This window comes from Microcoleus sp. PH2017_08_TRC_O_A (assembly GCF_020738665.1).
In the GTDB taxonomy this organism is placed as follows: Bacteria; Cyanobacteriota; Cyanobacteriia; order Cyanobacteriales; family Microcoleaceae; genus Microcoleus.
Map to the genome: position 1 here is coordinate 40870 of NZ_JAEQCE010000030.1, position 23305 is coordinate 64174.

A 23305-nucleotide genomic window follows, 5' to 3' on the forward strand; every position below is an offset into this window, starting at 1 on the left:
ATTCGAGACAGTTGGTAATTGCCGATCGCTCGGTAAGACACTAATTGCTAACTTGCAGTTAATCGATTAACTGTTAGCTATTAGCCTTGGCTCCATTTCCCTATTTTAGCGGGGGGAAACAGTAATTTCGTCGTCCTTGGCAAACATTTCACCAGTGGTGATTTCTTTGAGTGCTGCCAGAGGCCACAAAAAGCCAGTCAGCATACAGGAGATTGCCACAGGAACGTCGATAATAATCTCTTTTTCCTCTGGAGTTGCAGATTTTTTGGCAATTTGCAGATAAGCGCGGCCTACCCAACCAATCCAACCAGCAATATACAAGAACAGCACGCTAGGAATCAAAAAGTCGCCAGCCTTGTCCAAGCTGCCGTCTACGATTAAGTGCGGGTATCCTTCCGGGCCGCACATAGCTTGAGAATACATCTCGAATCTTGCCTTGGCAGATGCCGGATCGCCATTGGTAGAACGTGCATTTTTAGCCAGTTCCTTGAATTCGGGAGAGTCCTTGCACGGCACTAAATTGTAAGCCGAAGCAACTGGAACAAAACTGATCCACAGACTAACCACTAAAATTGCAGCAAACAATCGTCGCATGAAATTGTTTCCTTTTGTTACAAAACAATAAGTTTTTGTACAAGCATTTCAACTTGCCGATCGCGAATCCAGATTACCGCACTTGCTGAGGGTGTAAAGTCTCCATCATAGAGGCGGCAAAGCCCAAAAGAATGAGGGATTCGGGTTTCATAGGTCAGTGCGAGAGCTTAGTAATACCGCTAGGATATTCCACAGCTTGCATTATAATTCGATCGCCTCCGACCCACTCCAACGGCTGGCAAATATCCGCAAGCAATAACCTGAGAACAGATCGAGCCGGGGGACTTGCGCCGAATTCGTTAAGCTAGCAATAGCTAACCTATCAAATAAAATTACCAGTTAATGGCAACCATTTTCGCGATCGAAACAAGTTGTGACGAAACAGCAGCGGCAATTGTTAAGAATCGTCAAGTTTGCAGCAATGTTGTAGCATCACAAATTAAAATCCACGAGCAGTACGGTGGGGTAGTCCCGGAAGTGGCTTCGCGGAGTCACCTAGAAATGCTAAATCAGGTAATTGCCCAGTGTCTGAGTGAAGCCAACCTGAGTTGGTCAGAAATTGACGGCATTGCAGCGACTTGTGCCCCCGGTTTAGTAGGTGCATTGTTAGTCGGGCTGACAGCGGCGAAAAGCTTGGCAATAGTCCACCAAAAACCTTTTTTAGGCGTCCACCACCTCGAAGGGCACATCTACGCTTCTTACTTAATCGAACCAGACTTGCAGCCGCCGTTTTTGTGCTTGTTAGTTTCCGGGGGACACACCAGTTTAATTTATGTTAAAGATTGCGGCGTTTACGAAACAGTCGGACAAACGCGCGACGATGCGGCGGGCGAAGCTTTTGATAAAGTCGCCAGACTGTTGCAGCTAGGATATCCCGGCGGGCCGCTGATGGACAAATTGGCCGCCCTGGGAAATCCCCAAGCATACCCCCTACCTGAAGGCAGAATTTCCCTACCTGGTGGCGGATATCATCCCTACGACAGCAGTTTTAGCGGGTTGAAAACAGCAGTTTTGCAGTTAGTGCAGAAACTCAAAAAACTAGATATTAATGCCGGTGGCGAAGGCGTCTTGGCTGCCTCTACAATTAATGATATTGCGGCGAGTTTTCAGGAAACAGTAGCGAAGGGTTTAACCAAAAGAGCGATCGACTGTGCGCTAAATTTCGGACTCACTACCATAGTAGTCGGCGGCGGAGTCGCAGCCAACAGCGGACTCCGAAAACATTTACAAGCAGCCGCAGTTAAGCACAACTTGCGAGTATTGTTTCCCCCATTAAAATATTGCACGGACAACGCAGCAATGATCGGCTGTGCGGCGGCAGAACACTTTCAGCGAGGACACACATCACCGCTAACATTGGGAGCCAATTCGCGGATGGCTGTTAGCGATATCATGGAACTGTACAATCTGAATGTTGATGCTTAGATCCGACGTACAGTTGAAACCGCGTCTGTACAAAGGAAGTATTTGTAGGGTGTGTCGCCCTCAAAAATGCCTAAAAGTCGATCGCAAATCTTGTAGCGACGAACCTTATACCATATTTGATGCAACAAACTCGAAAATTTATGGTAGCAAAATTTTTTATAAATTAGAACTCTTGCAAAAGTCAAATTTACCCCCCTTAGTCCCCCCTTATCAAGGGGGGAAACAAGAATAATCTTACCCCCTCCCCTGATTCAAGGGGAGGGTTGGGGCGGAGTGCTTTGTATTTTTGCAAGAGATAAATTGTACCAAGTGCGTCGCCATAAGATTGTCGATATTTGTTTGGGAATGTTTGAGGGCGACACACCCTACGACTCTCAACTGTCAACTGTCAACTCTTTCTTAAATCATGAAAATCCGCGACGCAGTAGAAAGCGATTTATCCGCAATTGTCCAAATATACAATGCAGCAATACCGGGGAGAATGGCCACAGCAGATTTAAAACCAGTCTCAGTCGAAAGCCGCCTCGCATGGTACAGAGAACACTCGCCCTATTCTTTGCCGATTTGGGTAATGGAATCAGAAAAAAAAATCGTCGGCTGGCTGAGTTTTCAGCTTTTCTACGGACGTGCAGCCTATCAGCATACCGCAGAAATTAGTATCTACGTCGCGCCCGATCGCCAAAGCTGCGGAATTGGACAAAAATTATTGCAATCGGCAATTGCGCGGAGTCCAGAATTGAGACTTAAAACCCTGATGGCAATAATTTTTGCTCACAATCAGCCGAGTCTAACGTTGTTCCAGAAATTTGGGTTTCAGCAGTGGGGATATATGCCGCAAGTCGCCGAACTTGATGGCGTTGAAAGAGATGTGATAATTTTGGGTTTGCGTTGTTTGTAGGGACTGATATCAATTCCGGCTGCGCCGTCAGGTGACAAGCGAGGAGACGGCAGTGCCGTGTCCCTACAATTGATCGCGGTAGGGACACGGCACTGCCGTCTCCTCCGTCTCCATTGATCTGAATGTTTGCTCAATCTGCTAAAATTGTAATTTCATCCAAAGATGCGATCGCCACATCAGCCTTTTCCAAATGACTAACCTGGGCATTCCCCCAACAAATCCCGATGCAGCCAGCCGCGCCAGCATCTTTCCCCATCTGAATATCACCCGCCGAATCTCCCACCATCAAAGTTTCTGCGGGATTTACTCCTAGTCTTTCACAAGCTAACAAAAATAGTTTCGGATCGGGTTTATTCAGATGTACAGAATCTACACCCATTTCTAACTGAATATATTCGCTTAATTGGTGAGCTTTCACAAGTTTTTCTACCGCTTTTGTTGTCGCAGCCGAAAGAATTCCTAGTTTCAAGCCAGCTTCACACAGAGATTTTAATACTTCCAAACTGCCAACAAACAAAGGAGAAGGTGGACTACTTTTTAACATTTGGTCGGCTTCATCAAAAGCGCGTTGAGCAATAGTTAAAGATTCTATCCATCCTCTGCCAGTTTCCGCGATATATCCTGCCGCCACAATTTCGTTTTCCCGGCGGCTACCGACTGCTAGCAAGCCCGTGGGGTCGATTTTACCAACTTCGATGCCGAAAGCCATTTGTAATGGCTCTCCAACGCCTGGGATTTGAGCATCTACGAGGCGCGATCGTTTCAGCCCTAAATGTCTCAAAAATTCTTGAGAATCCTCTAGAGTACCATCTTTGTCAAAGATTACGGCTTGAATATTAGAGAAGCTAATGCCTCGACATTTAATAGTTACCAAGAATCAAAACTCCTTAATTTTTGTATTTTATTGTATTGTCTCATATTGTGCTATTTTTGGCAATTGTTTTTAGATCGGACGTACGGTTGCAACCGCGTCTATATCAACGATGTCTGAGATTAGACGGCGGTTGAAACCGCGTCTACACAAACGATGTCCGCCTCCGCGGACTGAAGAAAACAAGGTAATTTTAACCGGCATTCTTCAACCCGCGGAGGCGGGTTTTGTTTGTATAGACGCGGTTTCAACCGCCGACTCTTATGTCCAAGATTATTTAAGATATTCCCGCTAGCTCCGCAATGATTAATGCGAGTTGAACAGGCTTCACAGGCTTAGCAATATGCTTGTTGAAACCTGCATCGATCGCCTTTTGCCGTTCTCCATCGCTAGCATAAGCAGTAAGCGCAATGGCTGGAATATTTCCACCAGCTTCGGCATCAAGAGATCGCACTTGTTCCATCAAAGAATATCCATCTTCTTCTGGCATTCCAATATCAGATATCAGCACGTCATATTTGTCAAGGTTTTCCTTCAAAGCCGCGATCGCCTCTTTTGCAGAACCCACCGTCAACACCTCGGCCCCGGAGTCTTCCAGCACAAATTTCAATAACTCACGGGTATCGATATCATCATCTACGCTTAAGATATGCAAGCCTTCAAGGCAGCGGTTACTATCTTTCAATGTGTTTAGGGGTAGTGTAAATACAGTTGGCTGCAAATTACTAGGTTGTATTGATTCTTGGGCTATTAAAACTAGCGGCAACCTCAAAATTATCGTAGTTCCTTGTCCTTCACCCGGACTATCCGCCCGCACTGTTCCCCCATGCAACTCTACTAGATGACGCACGATCGACAAACCTAATCCTAGCCCTTGATTAGCCTTGGTAGTGCTGGAATCTCCTTGATGGAAACGATCGAATATATACGGCAAAAATTCTGCCAGAATGCCTTTTCCGGTGTCGCTGACTCGAATTTGAGCATGACTGTCGATCGCCTCTAAGACAATTTCCACTCGTCCACCCGATGGGGTAAACTTAATCGAGTTAGATAGCAGATTCCATAGGACTTGTTGCAACCTGTCAGCATCGCCTAAAACAGTCGCAGAACTCAACTGAGCAACCATTTGGATGTTTTTGGCATCCGCTGATAATTGAACCCCGTCGATCGCATTTTGCGCCACCACCACCAGATCGATCGGACTAATATCGAGATGAAGCTTACCGCTCGTAATCCGGGAAATATCCAGAATATCTTCAATTAACTGATTTTGGGCGATCGCACTCCGCTCAATCACCTCTAGGGCGCGACTAGCCGTTGCTTCATTCAGCTTGCCAGAGCGCAGCAATTTTGCCCATCCCAGGATCGGAGTTAGGGGGTTACGGAGTTCATGGGAGAGATTTGCCAGAAATTCATCTTTAGCACGGTTGCTGGTTTCTGCTTGTTGACGGGCTGACTTCTCCTGCATCAATAGCTGCGATCGCTCTATCTCAAACTGTCTGCGATCGGTGATATCCTCGATCGACAACAAAATCATTAAACCTTGGTCTTCGCGTTGCAGTTTACAAGCATTCAGCAGCATAGTTTTCTGGCCAATCTGCTCAAATACGTGATCTAACTCAAAGTTTTGAAGCTGAACATCACTCACCAGAATATCTTCCAAGATCGATCGCAGTTTCGGGATATTCCATTGCCCATTTCCCAATTCAAACAGCGAAAATTCCGCTGTTTCTGGGGATGAAACCTGAAATGTTTCATAGAAACATCGATTGGCAGTGTTCACTTGTAAATTAGCATCCAGCACGACTAAAGGTATTTGAACAGTTTCGACGATCGTTTCAGCATAATTTCGGGCCAACTCTAAGGTTTTGGCACTACGTTTCAGAGCATCAATATCGATCCAAACCATTACCACACCGTCAATCAGGTTTTCCGTCGTGCGATAAGGACGAATGCGGAGGTTGTACCAATATCCCGCTAGAGTTTGGACTTCTTGTTCTTTCGTCTGGAGAGTATCAATCACCTCCAAAATCATTGCTTCCAAATTAGGAACATCAAGAGAGGAACGAATATCGCTAAAAGGTCGTCCAATATCTGTAGTAATCAGATTAAAAAGTTGCTTTGCCATTGGCGTAAAGCGTCGAATCTGTAAATCATTTGTCAGGATTAAAATCGGGATATTGATACTACCAAGCAAATTTATTAAGTCATTATTGACCTGGTGTTGTTCAATATTTCGACTGCGAAGTTCCTCATTGGTGGTGATCAGTTCCTCGTTGGTAGCTTGAATCTCTTCTTTGGCAGTTTCTAGTTCCTCGTTGGTGCTTTGCAACTCCTCGTTGCTCGATAGGATTTCTTCGTTGGCAACTTTGATATCTTGGTTGAGATTTTCCTGCTCATGAATTACCGCTTGCAGATGCGCTTGAGCCGCAAGTTTTTCTTCGTTAGCGGTGACAAGCGTCTGCCTCAGCCGCACAATCTCAGCCTCTAAATCACCAGGCTCCAAACTCTCAGAATTGACGTTATTGAGGTTAATCGCAGTGGCTAAAGCTTCTTCAAATAGAATCAACAAGTAGCGTGATTCGACTGTCGCAGGCTGGAACGGAATCACCTCAAGATTGACGAGACTCGATCGATCGCCCGTTTCCACCCCGATCCCTTCTTTTCTGACAATTACGTTCTGCATCAGTGCCTGATAAATTGCAGTGCGAAGCTCGATCAGCAAGCCTTTCCTTGCCATTGTCAGCAAGTTTAAGCTGGGAATCCCTGGTGTCAGTCTCAAGTAAGCATTGGTGTCTCCCCGCACTTGCAGAATGTTCATCTGTTCGTTGACAACCACACCTGCTGGGGCATAGCGATTCAAAATCAGTTGGTCTGTGTATCGCTGTAAGTCAAATGAATCTGGATCGTTTTCATTCATTTGCTCAGATTCATCTACTTTAGCGACGGGATAAGAACTCGTCGAAAACGAAAATATCGGACTATTTTCAGTCAATTTTTTAGCATAAATTTTGCACTTTGTGTGTACTGAATCAAATAAGGATGAGAATTTTCCGATACTCTCAGAAGTGCCTAATAGGAGAAAGCCAGTCGGGTTAAGACTGTAATGAAAAATCGGAATCACTCGTTTTTGCAACGGCTCTGCTAAGTAAATCAGCACATTGCGACAGCTAATTAGATCGAGATTGGAAAAAGGCGGGTCGCTGCCTAAGTTTTGTCTGGCAAATATACACAGCTCGCGGACTGTTTTGTTGATTTTATAGCCTCCTCCTTCCACCAGAAAGAAGCGAGCCCGGCGCTCTGCTGAAACGTCGATCATCTGGTTTTCTAAGTAGAAGCCAGACCTTGCTTTGCTAATCGCCGCTTCGCTAATATCTGTGGCAAAAATCTGGATCTGTGGTAGGGGAGCTCGATCGCTCAAAAACTCTAACAAACAAATCGCGATCGAGTAAACTTCTTCTCCCGTGGAACATCCCGCCACCCAAATCCGGATGGGAATTTCTGCCGATTTATTTTGGGTAATCGTGGGAAAAACCAGCTCTTTTAACTGTTCAAAGGCTTCTGGATCGCGAAAAAAACTGGTGACGTGGATCAGGATTTCTTGATACAGAGCATGGACTTCAGCCGGATAGTCTCGCAGATATTGGGCGTAATCTGCCAATCGTTCCAGCTTGTATAACAGCATCCGTCGCTGGATGCGTCGATCGACCGTAGCGACTTTATAGTGGGTAAAATCAACGCCTGTGGTCGATCGCAACAGTCCCAAAATAGTTGCCCGGACATCACTTTGTTCGGGTGATACTGCAACCGCGATCGTCGATATCGGGCAAGAAATCCAGGGATTGCCACTGAGATTTGCCAATTCCTGAGCAATTTGTTGAGGGGGCAGAACGAAGTCTACATCACCTGTGGCAACTGCGGTATTCGGCATACTATCGAATTTTGCCGAGGCTTCGCATTGAGCAAATGTCAAGCCACCGGCTGCTTTGATTGCCTTGATTCCCAGCGAACCGTCTCCGTCTCCCCCGGATAATATTATGGCGATCGCCTTGTGTCCGCGATCGACAGCCAAGGACACCAGAAACGCATCTCCCGGCATATATTTTCCATAAACTTTCTCGCGGGGTGTAAGTTTCAGCACCCCTTCCACGAGAGTCATCTTAGTGTTAGGCGGAATTATATATACTTGATTTGGCTCTACAGTCGTGCCGTCTTCCACCTGACTAACAGGCATTTCTGTCTTTGTGGCGAGGATTTCGCTTAACAGGCTTTTGTAATTGGGATCGAGGTGCTGAATTAGCACAAATGCCATGCCCGTATCGGCAGGTAAGTGGCCCAGAAACTCTGTGAATGCTTCTAGCCCTCCGGCTGAGGCGACAATCCCAACGATGGGAAACGGGGCTTCTACTGTGTTTTGCTCTGCCTCGTCGATCGCCGATGGTGCGATCGATTCGGGTATATTTGTCTCGGAGGTGCTCATAGAAATCTCCTGAAAAACCCCGTATTTGTCAATCAGGGCTGTTTAATTTTCTGTAGGGGCGGTGCCCCCGTGCCCGCCCTATTCCTGTAGGGGCGGTGCCCCCGTGCCCGCCCCATCCCTGAAACACCTACAAAATAGTGGATGAGGAGAGGAGGGTAGGCACGCACCGTCCACTACCCCTACAAATTTTCTCAATCTCTTTGTTAACAGAAGATCGATTGACTCATATTCTTTCTTTGTAAAAATTTACTTAAAAAAAAAGAGGGTATACCCTCCTTAATTAATAACATTGACATACTCCCCGTCGTAAACGAGCGGGGATTCTTGACACTTCATCGGATGATGCAACGCCCGGTTGTCTTACTCTTCCTCCATGTCCGTTTAGAGTCGTGGCAATGCCCTATCCCGACTATATGTATCGTTTTGTTTTAACTAACAATACTTTTGTTTTGCTTCCAGGTTGGATTATAACCATTGCCCTTCAGTCTTTCCCTATTTCTTGAGCAGTCCCGGTTTCAACTCTGATGAGTATATATCGCTGCACTATACGGCGGGGATTTCAACCACCTACATTCTGGCACAAAGCCGTCCTGGAAGGACGGGGCTTCAAACCCAATTTCTTGGTGATGCCGATATTATTCGACTGTCACCGGAGGTATTTCTGAGGATACCTCTAATGTTGCTTCGGGTGTAGCTTCCGTAACTGGTTCGGATGTAGCTTCCGTAACTGGTTCGGATGTAGCTTCCGTGACTGGTTCGGGTGTAGCTTCCGTGACTACTTCGGGTGTAGCTTCCGTGACTGCTGCGGTTGTTTCTTCCGGCAAATCTTCTTCCATTGCTGAGGGCACATCTTCGAGTATTTCATCGGAGAGTTCATCGGCATCAGTTGAATCAGCAGGAACTTCTATCCCAGCTTTAGCTTGCTTTTGGGCCAGCATTTTTTCACGGAACTTAGCAGCCATTTCCTCAGCTTTCTCGTATACCAATTCACGATTTTTGACCATCGCGCCCGGTTCCGGTTCCAACTGTTTGGTGGAGAGAGAAATCCGGCCTCTTTCGGCATCCAAGTCAATGATCATCACCTTCACTTCGTCGTTGACATTAAACACGCTATGAGGCGTATCGATGTGATCGTGCGAAATTTCCGAGATGTGTAGCAAGCCGCTGACGCCGCCGATGTCGATAAAAGCACCGTAGGGCTTGATACCGCGTACTGTACCGATGACCACTTCCCCGACTTCGAGGCGGTTCATCTTGCGCTCAACTAAGGCGCGACGATGACTTAATACTAGGCGGTTGCGGTCTTCGTCTACCTCTAAGAATTTCAAGGGTAATTCTTCGGCGACTAATTCTTCCTTCGGTTTGCGGGTGCTGATGTGAGAACCGGGAATGAAGCCTCGCAACCCTTCTATTCTCACCAGTGCGCCGCCACGGTTAGTGGCAAATACTTGCGATCGAACTGTAGCGTCTTCTGCTTGCAGTTGTCGCACTCTTTCCCAGGCGCGCATATACTCAATGCGTCGAATGGACAAGGTTAATTGTCCGTCTTCATTTTCATCGGTGAGGATGAAAAATTCTCTGGTTTCGTTTGATTGCAATACCTCTTCAGGGCTTTCGACTCGATTGATCGACATTTCCTGAATGGGAATGTACGCTGCTGTTTTAGCACCGATATCAATCAGAGCGCCCCTCGGTTCTATACTAAAAACTGTACCCGCTACTACATCGCCGGGGCTAAAGTGATAGTCATATTTATCAAGTAAGGCCGCAAAATCTTCGTGAGTAAAGCCGATGTCTTTGACTGTGGTTTTGGTATTGACCATGCGAATAGTTTCCTAGGATTTCTCTCCTTCATGTTTTTCGTTTGCAGGCAGATACTAGAGATTTTGCTGAAAAAGTGGTTAACTTCTTGCAAAATCTTTTACGAAAGTCAGTTTTTGCCAACTTTTGCCCGGTGCAACCGTACACCGGCGCTTGCCATTGCTCTTAATTCCAACTCTGTGTTAAAGCGTTTGATTTTTAACATTCAGAGTCCAGTGGATTATTATACCTTATCGGCATACTGCTTTTAAATTAATTTAGGTAGGGAAACGGCATTGCCGTGTCCTGAGTTGCCTGAGAAGCATCCGGACACGGCAGTGCCGTGTCCCTACCCGATGGATTATTTTAGGGTAGGGATACGGCATTGCCGTGTCCTGAGTCAACTGAGGGTGCAACCGGAATTGACATAACGCAGGATTCCTGGTTTGCTCGATCGCACGACTCATCCGGTTCCGACAAATCCGATTCATTTTCTGGCCCAGTTTCTGGGCACAAAGCTGCGTCAAGGGGACTCTGAAGGTGATTCAGGGTATCGACAAAATCTCGAATGCCCCGAAATTGCCGATATACAGAGGCGAAACGGACATAAGCGACTTCGCTGAGTGGCCGCAAATGTAATAATACTAATTCTCCAATGTTAGAACTCGTGACTTCCCGGAGCGATCGACCTTGCAGTTGGGCTTCGATTTCTTCTGCGAGGGTTTCGAGCTGTCCCGAAGACAAACCTGTTTTTTCGCAGGCCCGAACCAGTCCTCTGACTAATTTTGACCGATCGAAAGATTCGCGCTTCCCGTCCCGCTTAATCACCGTAATCGGCACAAATTCTATGCGTTCGTAAGTTGTGAAGCGGTGCTGACAGCTCAAACATTCGCGCCGCCGACGGATGCTTTGACCAGATTCGGCTGAACGCGATTCGAGAACGCGGCTATTTGTGTGTTGGCAGGAGGAACAGCGCATGATTGCTGATTTTAACAGGTGTTGCCAGCAAATTGCCATTCATCTAACCGCCCGGGGGTCTGATGAATAGCTGGACTAGAAAAATTACTGAGGATACAGTGCTGAGGATGTGTCTCAACTTGAGCTAAAACCTAGTTCTAGACTGCTGTTTGATGGCTAGGCCCGATCCCCCCTAGCCCCCCTTAGGTCGGGGGGACAAGAGTGTCTTGCGTCCCCCCACTATCCGGGAGGACAGCAGTTTTATCTTTCGTCCCCTGACTATCGAGGGGGCGGAAATTCTCTCAAAGTCCCCCTTCTTAAGGGGGATTTAGGGGATCGAGACTCTGCTATAAACAAGAGATACAAAGGTTTTGAGGCCATTGTTGACACCCCTTGGCTGCCAGCGTATAGCTAATTATTTGCCAATCCGGGGTGGTTCCCGAAAGGCTATCGCAAAAAATAGTACACCTAAGGCTAAAGCCAGAATCAAAATGTAAGCAACGCTTTCCATGTTAAATTTTCCCTATCTTCCCTTGCCGTATTATTTTATCAGAAAATTGGGTTGAAAACCCCGTCCCGATCGGACGACTTTTTTACATTGTTAAGTAAAATAACAAATCCATCTTAACAAATGAATATGGTAGAATAACTAGACCAGACAAGATGTAAAAACCTACCCCCGGACTGGGGGAAAGTCTACGCCCAAAACATTTTTGAGGAGATATGACTACGCAGCTAGGCTGCAAATGTAGTCAGCCTGGGAACCCACGCTTGCGCGGGATATTTTGACAGAAATGTCTTAAGAATCCCCGTACCTTAAGGTCGGGGAGTGTCAATAACTAAAAAAACCCGGTTTCTTGAAGAAACCGGGTTTTTGTGCACCGGGGAAGTTTCCCGATGTACTCTTCGGCGGCAGAAAACTAGATAGATTCTTCTCTTCTTGTGCTCTTGTCGCCCAGTTTTTGGAACAAGCCCCACTCGACTTGTTCTTCCAGGTCAGCCTCAACTCCAGCAAACACGTCGCGGAAAATAGTCCGAGAACCGTGCCAGATATGGCCGAAGAAGAACAGCAAAGCAAAGCAAACGTGTCCGAAAGTAAACCAACCGCGAGTTGAAGTACGGAAAACACCGTCAGAATTCAAGGTTTCGCGATCGAATTCAAATACTTCACCCTGTTGGGCGGCGCGAGCAAACTTCTTAACATCTAAAGGATTCTTAAAAGTTTGACCGTTCAGTTCGCCACCGTAGAAGCTGACAGTAACTCCGCTTTGTTCAAAGCTGTATTTTGATTCAGCACGGCGGAAGGGGATGTCAGCGCGAACGACCCCATCTTTGTCCGTCAAAATTACTGGGAAAGTTTCAAAGAAGTTCGGGAGGCGTCGTACCGACAATACCCGACCTTCGTTGTCAGTAAATACTGCATGGCCCAACCAAGTTTTAGCAATACCGTCGCCGTTGACCATCGCGCCAGCACGGAACAAACCACCTTTAGCAGGAGAGTTGCCCACGTAGTCGTAGAAAGCCAATTTTTCGGGAATTTGCTCGTAAGCTTGTTGGAAGCTTTGACCGGCGGCCAAGCTAGCTTGAGCTCTGCGATCGATCTCTTGTTGGAAATAGTTGCCGTCCCACTGATAGCGAGTCGGGCCGAAAAGCTCGATCGGAGTAGCAGCAGAACCGTACCACATCGTACCCGCAACCACGAAAGCTGCAAAGAACACAGCAGCAATACTGCTAGAAAGTACAGTTTCGATGTTACCCATCCGCAGGGCTTTGTAAAGACGTTCCGGCGGCCGCACAGTCAAGTGGAACAAACCGGCAATTACGCCGACTACACCCGCTGCAATGTGGTGAGCGACGATGCCACCGGGATTGAACGGATCGAAGCCTTCAGGGCCCCAAGCAGGCGCCACTGGTTGGACGTGACCGGTCAAGCCGTAGGGGTCGGAAACCCACATTCCCGGGCCAAAAAGTCCGGAAAGGTGAAATGCCCCGAAGCCGAAGCACAGCAAGCCGGAGAGGAACAAGTGAATGCCAAACATTTTTGGCAAGTCGAGGGCTGGTTCGCCGGTGCGAGGATCTCTGAAGAGTTCCAAATCCCAGAATACCCAGTGCCAGACTGCTGCTAAAAACAGCAAACCGGAGAGGATGATGTGAGCAACAGCAACGCCTTCAACAGACCAGAAGCCCGGATCGACGTTAGTTTCGCCGGTGAGGCTCCAACCGCCCCAAGAACCGGTGACTCCTAAGCGAGCCATGAAGGGTAGCACGAACATCCCTTGACGCCACATCGGGTTAAGAACTGGGTCTGTGGGGTCAAAAACTGCTAGTTCGTAAAGGGCCATTGAGCCGGCCCAACCAGCCACGAGGGCAGTGTGCATTAAGTGTACAGAAATCAATCGACCTGGGTCATTTAAGACGACTGTGTGTACGCGATACCAGGGTAGTCCCATTGACTGCGGTTCTCCAAGGTGTAAGTGATGATGTCTATTTTGACGGAAAAATCAGATTCTCAATGCCGTGCAGTTACCTGCGGGCTGTAAATTCTGACGAGTGCCGAATCCTTTCTACCGCTTCTAAAAACCTACAGAAATCTGTAAATCAAACTTAGCGGTCTATGTTTAGCCTAGATCAAGTGCTATAAGCTTCCTGATTGCTCAGGTTGGCCTAATCTTCCCAGTTAGAGACTGCCCTTATTAGCAGAGGACTTCCATATTTGATTTTTTGATGATTAATTTGTGCCAAGTGTGTTTCTGTGGTTTTCATGCCCAGTCAGCTTTAGCAACCCGCACCAATCAAGCGTTTTTCCAGTTTATAACGATTTATTGCTCGGCGATCGTCAAAGTCTGAAAAATCTAGACAAGTCTAGATTTTTCGGCTACTGTTTTAAACCCTCACAGGGGTGGAGGCATAAAAATGAAAGTTATTTAAAGAAGTGTATCGAGTGTTAGAACCGATTGCAATATGTTCGGCCTTACATTAATTGCGGGTTCTCGATTTCGCAGCGGGTGGCGATCGTCCCGAGGCGTTCGAGGACTTGCTCGGCATCGATCAGTCTGGTGAGGGTGACGCTGCCGATATTTTTTGCCGGATCTGCGGGATCGGGAGGGGCACAGGGTTTGACTTCTACCATGAGCACGGCGTCTTCTACGCGGTAGAGCCACATTTTTTCGTTGCGATCCAACAGGGAGAGCTTGAGCTGTTGGATGTCTGGCTGGCGCCTCCAGCCGGCTGCTGTCCACTCGCCGCCAACTCCCCAGACGCGCCCCACTTTCCAGCCGTCGGATAAGAAGAAATATTTCATTTGCTGTGTGCGCTTGTTAATTATTTTTTTGTTATAGCATTCGGCCGAAGCAAGAAGGAAGTTATGTTAGGGTGCCGAGTGCGGGTACAATAATGTGGCGATCGCCTACTTAAGAATTTTCCCCTGCGATCGGCATCCTACTGACTGACTTACAAAGAAACCGGGTGTCGAGTTTCCCGATCGCAAGTTACCTGTTGTAAAGGAATCTTCACAACGAATTCTGTCCCTTTACCGGGAGCAGAAATACAACTAATTTGACCGCCGTGTTGTTCGACAACAATTTGGTGACTGATAGATAAACCCAATCCCGTGCCACTCCCTACAGGTTTTGTGGTAAAAAACGGGTCAAACATCTTTTTTACCACTGCTTCACTCATGCCAATACCGTTGTCAGCAATCCGAATCACTGCGAATTGACTGGGAGAATTTTCGGGAGTAATTGTCGCTGACAACTGATTGTAAGCTCTTGCTGCTTTGCCTTTGCCAACTCCCGAACATTCTGCTGTTTCCAGCTCAGTATGAATCTCTATTTTGGGGTAAGGTTGAGTTTCTAGGGCATCAATGGCATTATTTAGCAAACTGGCAAACACCTGATTCAACTGACTGCTGTAACAGGGAACTTCCGGCAGGTTGCCGTAGTTTTTTATTACCTCAATCTCTTGAGAAATAATGCTGCTCCCGCTTTTTTTGCTAACACCTTTACCTCCCGCTCGGTGCTGGACGAATAGTAAAGTGTGATCGAGATTTTGATTGATATCTACTTCTTTGATGCCGGATTCGTCGAGCTTTGTGAAAAACTTTAACGATTCAACAATTTGTTGGATGCGCGATGCTCCAGACTCGATTGACTGCATTAGCCGCGACCAATCTTTTTGCAAAAAATCTAAATCTATACTCTCAGCGAGTTGTTGTATTTCGGCTCCGGGTTCTGGATATTTGTTTTTGTAAAGTTCCAGGAGGTTGTTTAAATCTTGGAAATAGTGGCGGGCTGGATTGATATTGCCCAAAATAAAACTATTGGGATTGTTAATTTCGTGGGCAACTCCTGCTACCATTCTCCCGAGACTTAACATTTTTTCCGTTTGAATCAGTTGGGATTGGGTGCGTCGGAGATTGTCTAATGTTAATTTTAATTGAGTAGCTTTTTCTCGTTCCCGCAGTTCGCTTTTTCGCAGTTCCAGTTCGGCTTGTTTGACAGCGGTGATGTCGCGGCTGACAGATAAGACAGATGCAATTATCCGATCGCGCTTAAATTCAGGAACCATGCAAACTTGATAAAATTTAGTGCCTGATTTTGTGAGAAAATTAAACTCAAAGCACTGTTCGGTGCCGTTAGCGAATACGGCGCACAAAGCTGCTTCCGAGAGCATCACCACTTCCTCAGACATTCCTAACTCTCGATGGGTTTTACCCGTGAATGCTGCGGCGGGGATTCCTGTCGCTAATTCGGCTGCTGGATTGACGTAAAGGTGGCGCAGTTGCTTGTCAAATCGGGCAATCATATCCGGGGAATTTTCCGCTAAGGCCCTGAATTCTTGTTCGCGGCGGTATGAGGTTTCTTGTGCAAGCTTTTGCTCGGTAATGTCGTAAGTCATCATTAGAATGCAGTTGGTGTCGCCAATGCTAATGATTTCTGCGGATATGAGGACACACTTGATATTGTCGAACTTGGTACGAAACTGGAATTCTTGTTTGTAAATACTGCCGGATATGTGCAAGATTTCTAAGAAACGATCGCGATCGCCCAAATTCTCCCATAAATTGATTTGGCGATCGGTTTTTCCCAAGATTTCCTCGGGAAAATAGCCGGTGAGGTTGCAAAAGCTCTGGTTGACTTCCGTTAAGTATCCCTTTTCCAGTGTGGCGATTGTCATGGCGGCGGGGCTGCTGCGAAAAGCTTTGGCAAATTTTTCTTCGGAAAAGCGCAGGGCTAACTCGGCTAATTGGCGCGATCGCACTTCCGATCGCAACAGCATATTTTGTTGTTCTAATTGTTTGGTGAGGTTTCGCAGTTGTAGGTGAACGTTGATGCGGGCGATCGTCTCTTCGTGCTCCAGCGGTTTAGTGATGTAGTCTACTGCACCCAAAGTCAACCCTTTCACTTTATCCGCAGCCTCGGAAAGAGCTGTCATAAAAATTACGGGAATGTCCTTAACTTCATCTATTGATTTCAGGCGGCGGCAGGTTTCAAATCCGTCTATTCCCGGCATCATCACATCTAGCAAAATGATATCTGGCAAGATTTTTGTGACTCTATCCAGCGCTTTTTCTCCCGTTGTAGCTACAAAAATCTCAAATCCGTATTCCACTAAGAAATATGATAATATGTTAATATTAGCGGGTTGGTCGTCTACGATTAATACTTTGCTTTTTGGCTGAGTCTGCATATTTTTATGTTTGAAAATCAACGAAATGGCTCACATAAAGTAGGTTGATTGGGAGTGTCTTAACCCAACATACAAGAATATGAGAAGGCATTGAATAGAGAAACAGAGTTGCTTGCCACAAACTCAACCTGAAAGCCGAGATGTTGCATCGCTGTTACTCGGCTGCTTGAGTTTGGTAGAATTTGGTGCAACAGATCGGATGTAGGAGATGGAACCCTTATAGAAATCTATTCTACTATTTATTCTTCAAATTTGCTCGGTTATATCAACTTTAGAGTGTGAAAAACTGGGTTTCTGGTGCCGTGACGTACAACTGCCATACATACCAGCGGGAGCATCTCATTTTCGCAAAAAGGATGTTTTTTACAGTGCTGTCCCCGCTCGCGTGCTTTACACAGCACGCGAGCGGGGACAGCACTACTAAAAATGCAAAAATAAGATGTACCCAATACCAGCGATGGCGATCGTCGCGCATCCCAACGCTTACGTTTCACTGGCCATGACTTACTTACCAGAAAGAATTGGTTGAAAGCCCGCCCGTCTTTGAGGGAGAAATTAAAATCAGATTATTCATTACTCCAATCCTCTTCCTTCTAGGTAGAGGTCGCTCTCAAACTGTCAAGCGGTCAACTGTCAACTGTCAACTGTTGAAGTATTTTCCCTCTCATACCCTTACTATTTATACTGCAAGTTTGCTGGCTCCGAACGATTTTTAGGATTGAGGCTATAACTGCTTGTTAAATCAGATTATGAGGATTGAACTCCGTACTAGGAAGCAATTTTAGTCGCCCGGATTTAAGTAAGGCCCAATTAGTTTAATTATCGCGTCATCGTCATAGCGATCGACTAACTGCCAAATTTTCCGAGCAAATAGGGTATAGGTCGGATTTAACTCTTGCAGGCGCTGTGCTTCGTACTTAATCTGCTCGAAATTACCGATTTGAGCGGCTTCGTACAAATAAAGTAACTCTTCGCGGGGAGGCATTTCTACGTCTTCTGAGCCGATCGCCAATTCAGAGAAAGTACGCGCGATGGAGTTATCCCGTAGGGAATCGCCCGAAGCCTCAAAAATCCAAATCAGTCCCAGATAATTCTGTATTTTTGCCAAAAAATCATCAATTATAAAAAATTTACTGATAAAATCAGTGTAGCCTATTTCCTCTTGCTTTTCCAACTCCAACTCGAACAGCCCGCTAGTAGCAATCAAGATTGGCGTCTCCCGAAACATTGGCAAACAACGCAATTGAGCGCAGAGTTCAAAACCGCTGATTCCAGGCATCAACAAGTCAGCAATAATTAAATCCGGTTCCTGGGAAATCGCTATTGCTAAACCTCTTTCACCAGAATCAGCCTCAATTAACTCAAAACCCAGCGGTGCTAAAATATCCACCATCAAAGAGCGATTTTCTGGGCTATCGTCAACAACTAATATTCTACGCCGTTGACCTTCATAACCTGTAATTACGGGTTGCTGTGGTGGTGGCAAAACTGGTAGGAGCACATCTGCGAGGGACAATTCAATCTCAAACCAAAACGTACTCCCAACACCCCAACAACTTTCGACTTTGAGTTCCCCTCCCATCAGCGAAACTAAGGTTTGGGCAATGTTTAATCCCAAACCCGTCCCTTCTGTTTTCTGCCCGATTTCGTTCACTTGTTCAAAAGGTAGAAATATTCGTTCTATTGCATCGCTAGTAATTCCGATGCCTGTATCTTTAACTTGAAAGTGGATTTTGGTAATTGGGAAGGCGGGACTTGCATTAAATAAAAAATCTGATTCCTTGCCCCCGCTCAATATTCCTGCAACAGGTTGACTGTTCTCAATTACCTCTACCTTAAAAAGTATGCTACCTTCATCAGTAAATTTAATCGCGTTACTTAATAAATTCAGGAGAATTTGACGCAACCGCTTTTCATCGACAGATACAAAATCCGGAATTTTACCTGCTATTTGGGTGACAAAGACCAGGTTCTTTTCTTCGGCTTTGAACCGAAAAATTTCTAATATGTCATTGAGAAAATCCGACAAACAAACATCGTTAACAGTTAACTCCATCTTTTCAGCTTCAATTTTAGCCAAATCTAAAATATCATTAATTAAAGTCAGCAACTGAGAACCGCACTGCTGGATCGTGCGAATTTGCTCTTTGTCGCGGGGAGAAAAATCTGGCTGTCGGGAAAGTATTTGAGTGTAGCCGAGAATGGCATTGAGGGGAGTACGCAATTCGTGGCTCATATTGGCAAGAAAGGCACTTTTAGCAAGGGATGCGACTTCGGCGGCTTCTTTTGCTCTTTGGAGTTCGGCAATGCGATCGCTCACCTTTTGTTCTAAAGTGCGATTGTAGTCTGCCTGCAACTTCTCGGCTTTTTTGCGATCGGTGATGTCTTGAGAAGCTGCGATCGCGCCGATAATGTTGCCAGCTTCATCAAACAGCGGCGTACTAAAAACTTCTAAAGGAATAGTGCGATCGGGCAAACGAATTTCTATGTCTTCCACTCTCACGGTTTCTCCTTTGAGCGATCGAGCGACTGGATTTTTTTCAATTGAATATAATTCATCTGTTCCTGCATCGTAAAGTCTAAAAACTTTTGCTATTTGCTCAATTGTAGACTCCGGTATAGTTTGGATATTTACTAACTGTCGCGCTATCTGATTTATGTAAATCAGTTGTCCAGTAATATCATGAACTGATACTCCCACCGGCATAGCTTCGAGGATTTGTTTCATGCGGCTTTCACTGTCGGTTAAGGCAGCATTTAAAGATTGGAGCGATTTGAAAGCATATTGCAGTTTGTCTGCCATATAATTGAAGGAATTTGCCAATTGCCCGACTTCATCAGCGCGATCGATCTCGACATTTGTATTCCCTTCATTGTTAGCTAGAGCTTTGGCGGCAGTATTTAAGCATAAAAGTGGCTCTGTTATCCATTTGGCTGTGAAAATGCCGACAACAATTGCTCCCGTTAAGGCAGTCGCACATAGTATAATTGTGGTGAGATTGTTGGCGTCAATTTCTGCCATAAAATCAGATTCTGGGATGACGATCGCAATCAACCAATCTAAACCAAAATTATCCTTGTAAGGTACTACTTTGAGTAATTGGCATTGGCCGTCAATTTCAAATTCAAGGTGTTGAACATCATTAATTTGGGAAAAATCGCCAAAGTGATTCGTTAAAAATAGACCCGTGGCGCGGATTGTAGCATTTGGGCTTGCCGTTAATTTTAATCGATTAAACTGCTGGTTGTTCAAAATATAGGGATTGTCGGGCCCGGAATTGGCTACTAACAACCCGCTGCGTTCGATAATAAAAATTTTTGCCGACTTGCTAGTTTTTATGCTATCGAGAAAATTGGCAATCTTTCTAATGTTGAGGTTTACCGAAAATACTCCTAGCAGTTCCTTTGTAGTCTCATCATAAATCGGTCGATTGCCGTTAATTACTAAATCTGTATTGTTACCGACTTGAAAAATATTACTCCAGGTGGATTTCCCGGCAGCTTTAGCAGCTTGGTACCAAGGCCTATTTGTGGCATCAGGTTGTCGAAAAGTTTTGTATAGTTTGGTTCTATTACCTAGCAAGTCTGGAACATACATATTGATGATGCCCCGATCGAACTCATCCGATCGCATAATCAGATTCTGTCCGATAGTGCGATCGCTTCCCACGAAGTCTCCCCGTTTGCTACCAAAAATAATGGTTGTCGGCGAATCGAACTGTTTGAGTTGAAACGAAAGGTAGCGTTCGAGTTGCCGCAAATCTTGTAAATTGATTGTTTTTTGGCGCACCGCATCGGCGTTAATGCGGTTGATCGAATGAGGCGCAGACAGATATGTATCGAGGTAATGTACGACGCGATCGCCAATTTGTGCTGCTAGCCGATCTGCTAGGTTGTTAACCGCCTTTTGCCCGTTTGTATAGGAAAGATACCCCACCAACCCCGCAGTCCCGACAATTTGCAGCACAAACGGTACAATCAGCACTGTTCGTAGCGGGATTTTTTTGAGATGGGCAGTTAGGCGATAGACTGTTTTAATCGACATGATAAAACCGTGCTTATCAAAGTGGGGAAATTGAACGATCGCACTTAGTAACGCAAGGATCTCGCTGACTGAGAGTTGGCAGGCTTTTTCTTTAAGCTCTTGCAGAAATATAAAAAAGCACTCCAACAATGGTTGGTATTTGAATTATAGTACATTGGAAGGCGTGGGCGATCGAATCAAGAGAAATCCGACAGCGACAACTTCCGCAAAGGAGGACAAAAATAAGCTAGGAAATTAAGGTGCGATCGAGTAGTGGGAATATTTTTACCCTAGTCGCTACCGACGGCTAAATTCTGTATTTCTTCCGATCAATATAATCATCAATATTATTCAGCATATGAGTTAGATATTTCACCAATTTATCTTTATCATCAACTAACTTGCTCCAAAGTATTTGACTCAAAGCATCACAAAACGAAACATTTCCATGTGCCAAATCGCATCGGATCTTAACCACAAAATTCAGAATGTCATCTATTTCTCTACTCGCAACTCCTAAATTCCCAAAGAAGCCATACATATCTATGAGTTATTTGATAGTTTTAGCATCCAAATTTCCCGATATGGGAATATTAGATGAATCTAACGAAACCATCTCATCATCCAAAACCGATTTAATTAATTCCCGAAGATTGTCAGCGATCGAATCTTTTTTGATATATGAGTCTCTGAAACTTTTACTTTTATCATTCAGCAACCACAATCTCTTGATTTTCGGACTTAAATCTTTATAAGTTAATTGCTCGATTAAGATAATATCATGAATTGCAGTTATACCATTTCTAATAGAGGATTCGACAAGATTGTATAATAGCAGGTAACAATGAGACTGCAAAAATTTTTTAATCTCGCTATCAACGATATATTCACCTGATGGGAAGATGATTGATTTAGAAGATAATGCACCAAGTTGTTCGATTTTATCTACTAATTCAAAATATTTCTGGATTTCTGCCACTCGCCTCTTAAAGTCTTTAATGAACTCTTTCATAGGCTTTGACTTAAAAGCTTATCCTTAGCATAGTCAATTATTAGTTTCATATTCTCAGGCTTATGAGTTTGGTGGCAGATTATTAGAATTAGGAGTTAAATCGAGATTACTGATGTTGATGCGATAGAAAATATCATTTATTACTCTCTCATCAGCTTTGTCTGAGAGAACTATCATTCTGAGCGAAGTGTTTTTAAACTTTCTTTGGCGTGAGGGTGCGAGATCCTTAAAATAGGAACCATTTAGAGAATCTAATGTTTCGAGGTTGCTCAGTTGCAACTGATTTGTTAGGAAAGCTGCCAGAGTCATCACCCTCTGAGCTCCATCAACAATCGCTATTTTTCCAGTTTCTTCGATTTCTGCGACAATCATGGCAGCAATAGGCACACCAAGAATAATCGATTCAATGAATCGAGATTGATGATTAATACCCCATCTCAAGTTTCTGTGAAATTCAGGGAGATAAATCTCACCGAGCCCGGCATCATCTTGTTCCAGGTATTTATCGACTATGAATTCGATGGCATATTCTGTGGTATAGTAGTCAATCTTTTGCTTTATTTCGTCAATCTGCTCTTCGGCGATATTGATGATGTCTTGCCTAAGTGCTTGAGACATAAGAACGAACCTGCGTTTATAATAACAAGGACATACAAAGATACTTCAACCTTGGTTGGTATCTGTATTATAATACATTGGCAGGCACGGGCGATCGGGGTTTTGATTAAGCTTTCTTAATTTACAATAAATTTATTGTAAATTAATAACTCCATTGATTGAGAACAACAAACTGATTATTGAGGTCATATTCTGCTATCTCTAAATTATCAATTGCCTTTACTATCGCCTGATAACTCATATTCTTAGAAGCTTCAGAATCTTGGTAAACTGCCAAAATTCCTGAATGTTCTGGGTTGGCTTGATGTAATTCCTGAAAGTCATCACAATTGCGTGTAAGCAGGACTCTTTCATTTTTTCTAGCAGCGTCTAGCACGACTGAATCGGGATGATTCATTAAATTCAGTGTATTGACTGTGGCTACATCATGACCGGCTGCTTGAAGTAGATTAACCAAATATTTTGCTTGAGAATCTTCGTCAAGCAGCATTTGTAGACTCAAGTCGAACTCCTTTTGCTTCCAATCGATAGCGTTCTTCGTCTGCTTCTAATTTTAAAAGTTCCTGATGATTCTCACAGTAATCAATCGCTTCATAGATAGCAGACAGCGGTAAATCCCAATTTTCGGCGGCTTGTTCGGGTGACATCCCATTAGCAGTCATGTCTCGCCAAATAGTCGATGCCAGTAATTTACGTCCTTTAATGTACAGTTGTTTGCGCCAAGCATGAGGACGTGCAACTAAATATTGCCAATTCTCGATTTCTGGTGTAGTTTGGAGCGATTGAACGATCGCACTTAGCAGGGCCAGGCGATCGCTGACTGAGAGTTGACAGGCTTTTTCTTTAAGCTGTTGCAAGGACATATAAAAATACTCCAACAAAGGTTGGTATCTGAATTATAGTGGGTTTTTACAAGGATTGGAATCACTCTTGCTGCT

15 protein-coding genes and 1 pseudogene are annotated in these 23305 nt (G+C 45.0%); 2 read left to right on the forward strand and 14 right to left on the reverse strand.

The features are described 5' to 3' along the window. Positions 1–105: 105 nt before the first annotated feature. Complete coding sequence (locus JGK22_RS12480) at positions 106–594, reverse strand: Photosystem I reaction center subunit III (protein ID WP_293183190.1); 489 nt, start codon at positions 592–594, stop codon at positions 106–108. A 342-nt stretch (positions 595–936) separates the two neighbouring features. Here JGK22_RS12480 and tsaD point away from each other — a divergent pair, with 342 nt between their 5' ends. Together tsaD and JGK22_RS12490 are read left to right on the forward strand one after the other, a co-directional pair. Beyond that, on the forward strand, positions 937–2019 hold the full coding sequence (gene tsaD, locus JGK22_RS12485) for a tRNA (adenosine(37)-N6)-threonylcarbamoyltransferase complex transferase subunit TsaD (RefSeq protein WP_293183188.1): 1083 nt from the start codon (positions 937–939) through the stop codon (positions 2017–2019). A 406-nt stretch (positions 2020–2425) separates the two neighbouring features. Continuing rightward, positions 2426–2917, forward strand: coding sequence for a GNAT family N-acetyltransferase (locus JGK22_RS12490; RefSeq protein WP_293183186.1), 492 nt, complete (start codon positions 2426–2428; stop codon positions 2915–2917). 130 nt (positions 2918–3047) lie between these two features. On the opposite strand, the gene JGK22_RS12495 is transcribed toward JGK22_RS12490, so the two are convergent. The 13 genes and pseudogenes from JGK22_RS12495 to JGK22_RS12555 all read right to left on the reverse strand — a co-directional run bounded on the left by JGK22_RS12495 (position 3048) and on the right by JGK22_RS12555 (position 23230). Next, entirely contained in the window at positions 3048–3791 is a 744-nt protein-coding gene (locus JGK22_RS12495; protein ID WP_293192233.1) for an HAD family hydrolase, read from the reverse strand. A gap of 274 nt (positions 3792–4065) precedes the next feature. Next, entirely contained in the window at positions 4066–8268 is a 4203-nt protein-coding gene (locus JGK22_RS12500) for a chemotaxis protein CheB (RefSeq protein WP_293219061.1), read from the reverse strand. Positions 8269–8903: 635 nt separating this feature from the next. Continuing rightward, on the reverse strand, positions 8904–10091 hold the full coding sequence (locus JGK22_RS12505) for a 30S ribosomal protein S1 (RefSeq protein WP_293183180.1): 1188 nt from the start codon (positions 10089–10091) through the stop codon (positions 8904–8906). Positions 10092–10434: 343 nt separating this feature from the next. Then, on the reverse strand, positions 10435–11046 hold the full coding sequence (gene nrdR, locus JGK22_RS12510) for a transcriptional regulator NrdR (protein ID WP_293183214.1): 612 nt from the start codon (positions 11044–11046) through the stop codon (positions 10435–10437). Positions 11047–11440: 394 nt separating this feature from the next. Beyond that, the gene (locus JGK22_RS12515) at positions 11441–11536 is read right to left on the reverse strand and encodes a photosystem II reaction center protein T (protein WP_083622085.1); all 96 of its coding nucleotides are present in this window, start codon (positions 11534–11536) and stop codon (positions 11441–11443) included. Positions 11537–11945: 409 nt separating this feature from the next. Then, positions 11946–13475, reverse strand: coding sequence for a photosystem II chlorophyll-binding protein CP47 (gene psbB / locus JGK22_RS12520; protein ID WP_293183178.1), 1530 nt, complete (start codon positions 13473–13475; stop codon positions 11946–11948). Positions 13476–13996: 521 nt separating this feature from the next. After that, positions 13997–14326, reverse strand: a complete 330-nt coding sequence (locus JGK22_RS12525; protein WP_293143313.1) for a hypothetical protein — start codon at positions 14324–14326, stop codon at positions 13997–13999. A 149-nt stretch (positions 14327–14475) separates the two neighbouring features. After that, the gene (locus tag JGK22_RS12530) at positions 14476–16713 is read right to left on the reverse strand and encodes a PAS domain S-box protein (protein WP_293183176.1); all 2238 of its coding nucleotides are present in this window, start codon (positions 16711–16713) and stop codon (positions 14476–14478) included. Positions 16714–17494: 781 nt separating this feature from the next. Further along, entirely contained in the window at positions 17495–20758 is a 3264-nt protein-coding gene (locus JGK22_RS12535) for an ATP-binding protein (RefSeq protein ID WP_293312970.1), read from the reverse strand. Between the two features lie 286 nt (positions 20759–21044). Beyond that, a pseudogene (locus JGK22_RS12540) lies at positions 21045–21749 on the reverse strand (MAE_28990/MAE_18760 family HEPN-like nuclease). Positions 21750–21809: 60 nt separating this feature from the next. Beyond that, entirely contained in the window at positions 21810–22367 is a 558-nt protein-coding gene (locus tag JGK22_RS12545; protein ID WP_293312972.1) for a DUF262 domain-containing protein, read from the reverse strand. A 142-nt stretch (positions 22368–22509) separates the two neighbouring features. After that, entirely contained in the window at positions 22510–22857 is a 348-nt protein-coding gene (locus JGK22_RS12550) for a DUF5615 family PIN-like protein (protein ID WP_293183170.1), read from the reverse strand. Next, a complete protein-coding gene (locus tag JGK22_RS12555) occupies positions 22847–23230 on the reverse strand; it encodes a hypothetical protein (protein ID WP_293183168.1) in 384 nt (127 codons plus the stop codon). Before JGK22_RS12555 ends, JGK22_RS12550 begins: the two co-directional genes overlap by 11 nt. Positions 23231–23305: the final 75 nt, after the last annotated feature.